At 34.6% G+C, this 3,213-nt stretch carries 9 protein-coding genes; 5 read left to right on the top strand and 4 right to left on the bottom strand.

What is annotated here, in order from left to right:
* Positions 1-481: aminotransferase class I/II-fold pyridoxal phosphate-dependent enzyme (locus BD31_RS00130; RefSeq protein ID WP_008296601.1), on the top strand; the 481-nt coding region annotated here is incomplete at its 5' end.
* Here the strand turns inward: BD31_RS00130 and BD31_RS10500 are convergent.
* The 4 genes from BD31_RS10500 to npdG all read right to left on the bottom strand — a co-directional run bounded on the left by BD31_RS10500 (position 475) and on the right by npdG (position 1,780).
* Positions 475-651 carry a hypothetical protein gene (locus BD31_RS10500; RefSeq protein ID WP_008296613.1) on the bottom strand — a complete coding sequence of 59 codons (177 nt, stop codon included), beginning with the start codon at positions 649-651 and terminating at the stop codon, positions 475-477. The two genes, BD31_RS00130 and BD31_RS10500, sit on opposite strands and share 7 nt — an antisense overlap.
* A 29-nt stretch (positions 652-680) precedes the next feature.
* On the bottom strand, positions 681-872 hold the full coding sequence (locus BD31_RS10495) for a pyridoxamine 5'-phosphate oxidase family protein (RefSeq protein ID WP_008296615.1): 192 nt from the start codon (positions 870-872) through the stop codon (positions 681-683).
* Complete coding sequence (locus BD31_RS10490; RefSeq protein WP_008296604.1) at positions 859-1,008, bottom strand: hypothetical protein; 150 nt, start codon at positions 1,006-1,008, stop codon at positions 859-861. The genes BD31_RS10495 and BD31_RS10490 overlap by 14 nt, the downstream gene beginning before the upstream one ends.
* Before the next feature lie 100 nt (positions 1,009-1,108).
* The gene (gene npdG / locus BD31_RS00115; protein WP_008296607.1) at positions 1,109-1,780 is read right to left on the bottom strand and encodes an NADPH-dependent F420 reductase; all 672 of its coding nucleotides are present in this window, start codon (positions 1,778-1,780) and stop codon (positions 1,109-1,111) included.
* A gap of 50 nt (positions 1,781-1,830) precedes the next feature.
* Between npdG and BD31_RS00110 the strand changes: the two genes are divergently transcribed.
* The 4 genes from BD31_RS00110 to BD31_RS00100 all read left to right on the top strand — a co-directional run bounded on the left by BD31_RS00110 (position 1,831) and on the right by BD31_RS00100 (position 3,200).
* The gene (locus BD31_RS00110) at positions 1,831-2,382 is read left to right on the top strand and encodes a histidine phosphatase family protein (protein WP_008296609.1); all 552 of its coding nucleotides are present in this window, start codon (positions 1,831-1,833) and stop codon (positions 2,380-2,382) included.
* Positions 2,383-2,517: 135 nt separating this feature from the next.
* Positions 2,518-2,643: a hypothetical protein gene (locus BD31_RS10945; protein WP_256359028.1), complete on the top strand. Its 126-nt coding sequence runs from the start codon at positions 2,518-2,520 to the stop codon at positions 2,641-2,643.
* A complete protein-coding gene (locus BD31_RS10940; protein ID WP_008296598.1) occupies positions 2,644-2,766 on the top strand; it encodes a hypothetical protein in 123 nt (40 codons plus the stop codon).
* A 2-nt stretch (positions 2,767-2,768) separates the two neighbouring features.
* A complete protein-coding gene (locus BD31_RS00100; protein WP_008296611.1) occupies positions 2,769-3,200 on the top strand; it encodes a cupredoxin domain-containing protein in 432 nt (143 codons plus the stop codon).
* Positions 3,201-3,213: the final 13 nt, after the last annotated feature.

The raw sequence follows: 3,213 nt of genomic DNA, 5'->3' as shown, positions 1-3,213 counted from the left end.
CTCCAAAGTCCATCTAATGTCTGGCTGGAGAATTGGATATATTGCATTTAATCAATCACCTCAACTTGAAGCACTTCGTGAACATCTTCCAAAATTGGCAAGAGTTAGAATTGCAACCAGTCTTCCAGTACAACATGCAGCTTTGGAATCTCTTCGTGGACCTCAAGGATACATTAATGATTTTGTTTCTGAAATTAAAAAACGCCGAGATTTGGTTGTAAAGCGACTTAATGAAATACCTGGTCTCTCATGTCCAAACCCAAAGGGTGCATTTTATGCATTTCCAAAAATTGAAGACAATAGATTTGGTTCTGATAAGGAATTTGTTACAAAATTACTTGAAACAAAAGGTGTATTGACTGTTCATGGATCTGGTTTTGGTGAAAAGTATGGTAGCGGACACTTTAGACTAGTTTATCTTCCTGATCTTAAAGTATTGGATTCCGCAATGAACAAGATTGAAGAATTTATGACTCAGTAATTCCACACTGAAAATTTCTCAGGAATTATCTCTATAACGCAATTAGTATCATCTAGCAATTCCTTTGCAGATTTGTTATCTAGTGTTTTAAAATATCGTAAAAGAATTTTTTTTGCAATGGTTTTTACTTTACTGCTCTCTAAAATCAAATTTGCATTTCCTTGAATCATTACACCATAAATTTTTGGAGCATTAATTCCTACATCAATACAGCAAGAAACTCCTTTGTTTTTTTGATGTTTTTTGCCTTTTGAGTTCTAGTATTTGTTCCTATGTAGAGTTTTTTTTTACTATATCTGTACCAGACAGGGACAATGTGTGGTGTTTTATTTTTACCAATTGTTGCTAATCGTAATATTTTCTGAGATTTTAGAAATTCATCTCTGTTCATGCTTTCTGAATCCTAATGCTATCATAAAAATCCCAAAGATCAACATTGCCATTGAAACTTTTTCATTAGTAATTTCCCCATTTAGCAGAAATTCTTCAACAAAATCTATCCCCCATATCAATAATTGTTGAATCATTACTATTCCTCCCATAACACAAAAAAGAACACCTATTGCTGTAAACCAATTCCTGCCCCGTCTATAGTACTCGTGACTCATGTTAAATGAAAAAACAGACTTAGATAATTTTAATTCCAGGATTCTTTAGCTTGTTTCTTATCATTGCATTAAGAAGTAACGGTGTTGACATTTCTGCAAGATATGATAATTCTATTGGTCCCAAGTAAATTGATCTTAATCCTTTGATCTCTCCAATCAATCCATTAACTACTTGGACAGATTCATCGTCATCTCCACAAACAAAGATGTCATAATCTAGTTCTAGTGTAGGATTTACTAATTTTTTTTCAGAAATTACATGAAATGCTGAAACTAGTTTTGATTTGTTTTTCATATGGTTTGATACAAGCTTGTATGAGAATGGTTTGTTCTCTTTAATTGAAACGCATTCAAATCCTACATCTGTTTTTGTCATTGGAACAATTGGTGATACCACAACACAACTATCTTTTACTTCAGATAGTATTCCAGAACATACAGAATCAATGTTCTCATATGGAATTGATAAAATCAAAACATCGCTTTCTTTTGCAACTGAAACATTATCGTTTCCAGAAATTGATCCCTTAATTTCACCAAATGCTTCTTTTGCCATCTTGGAATATTCGGATGCGGATTCAGATGCTCTTGTTGCATCTCTAGAACCAACAATAACGTCATGGTTTTGTGACCATCTTAACGCAAAACCTTTTCCCATTCCTCCGGTTCCACCAATAATTCCGATCTTCATGATATATGTCTGATAATCTTATTATTATCTCTATTTGAATTTGAATCAAATTGGGTCAGATTATTTTCCTTAGACACGGTCAGGCCAAAAATAATACCGAAAGAATCTTAGCTGGAAGAACAGAAGGTGTCCCATTAACTGAAATTGGAATTAAACAAGCAGAGCATACTGCTGAATTACTTGAACACATGAATATCTCTGCAATTTATTCAAGTCCAATACAAAGAGCAAAACATACTGCAGAGATTGTTGGAAAACACAATTCACTTGATGTTACAATTGATGAGCGACTAATTGAGCTTGATATGGGAAAATTTACTGGTGTTCCATATGATGAAATTTTTACTAGTCATGGAAACGTCTTCATGAAATTCTATAATGGCGAATTGGAAATTGCTCACAACGGAGTAGAAACTTTTTCTGAAGTGAAAAAACGAGTATTGGGAATAGTCAATCATGTCGTTGAAAAACATCCTGATGAAAATGTGGTACTTGTAACTCACATGGATCCAATCAAAGCAATGCTATCTACGATAGTTGATCTCTCTCCTACCAATCTGTTTGAATTGATCATTGCAAATGCCTCTCTTAACATTTTTTAGAGAAAAAGAGAGAAAGTTCTCCCTTTCAGGACTAAATGTAATGCACCCATCACGATTCGATCAAGGTTGGTAACTAATAATCTTGAAAACCCTTAAATAGAAATTATAGATGACGTCATTCAATCGCTAATGAAGATGACAGTGTTATTCTTAGTATTGGCAGTTATGATATTAGTTCCAGTTATTGAGTCAGCATTTGCTGCAGGGGACGAACCTGGTAAATACCTTGATCGTAGAGTGATTATTTGGAACTTATTTTAAATGATGACTATAGCATTTGTAGTTGGTGCAGTAGTATCTGGTACAATTATTTGGCAATGTTGGAGATTTAGAGAATCAAATCCAAAGGCAAAACCAACTCCATACGAGGGGACGGACTGGTAAAATTGAGTGGACATTCTAGTTGGCCTGAATGGATCTATGTTGGTGTTGTAATTGCATTAATGGTTTGGGTAGGAGCAGAAGCTTGGGAAGCAGAAAGACTTGTTGACCATGTTCCTGAAGATGCTGAAGTTATCAAAGTAACTGGACAACAATGGTTCTGGAGTTTTGAGCATGAAGATGGTACTAAAGAAATAGGCGAATTACATGTTGAAACTGGCAAGGCGTACAAATTTGAAATACAATCAAAAGACGTCAATCATTCTTTTAACATTCATGATTATGTTGTCTTGATGGATGCAGTCCCTGGTAGAATTAATACTGTATGGTTTGCACCAACAGAAGTTGGACAACATGATATCCAATGCAGAGAATACTGTGGGTTGATTCACTATAACATGAGAGGAACATTATACGTGGAGGAGCCATCATCTTGATAACGCTTTTATC

The sequence above is a fragment of the Candidatus Nitrosopumilus salarius BD31 genome, assembly GCF_000242875.2.
Classification (GTDB): Archaea; Thermoproteota; Nitrososphaeria; order Nitrososphaerales; family Nitrosopumilaceae; genus Nitrosopumilus; species Nitrosopumilus salarius.
The sequence above is the reverse complement of the archived record's forward strand: the minus strand, read 5'-3'. Positions and strand labels throughout refer to the sequence as shown.

Excerpts from the sequence above, each read along its gene's own strand:
- BD31_RS10500 (WP_008296613.1), bottom strand. The coding sequence starts at position 651 with ATGATTCAAGGAAATGCAAATTTGATTTTAGAGAGCAGTAAAGTAAAA.
- BD31_RS10495 (WP_008296615.1), bottom strand. The coding sequence starts at position 872 with ATGAACAGAGATGAATTTCTAAAATCTCAGAAAATATTACGATTAGCA.
- BD31_RS10490 (WP_008296604.1), bottom strand. The coding sequence starts at position 1,008 with ATGATTCAACAATTATTGATATGGGGGATAGATTTTGTTGAAGAATTT.
- npdG (WP_008296607.1), bottom strand. The coding sequence starts at position 1,780 with ATGAAGATCGGAATTATTGGTGGAACCGGAGGAATGGGAAAAGGTTTT.
- BD31_RS10945 (WP_256359028.1), top strand. The coding sequence starts at position 2,518 with ATGACAGTGTTATTCTTAGTATTGGCAGTTATGATATTAGTTCCAGTT.
- BD31_RS10940 (WP_008296598.1), top strand. The coding sequence starts at position 2,644 with ATGATGACTATAGCATTTGTAGTTGGTGCAGTAGTATCTGGTACAATT.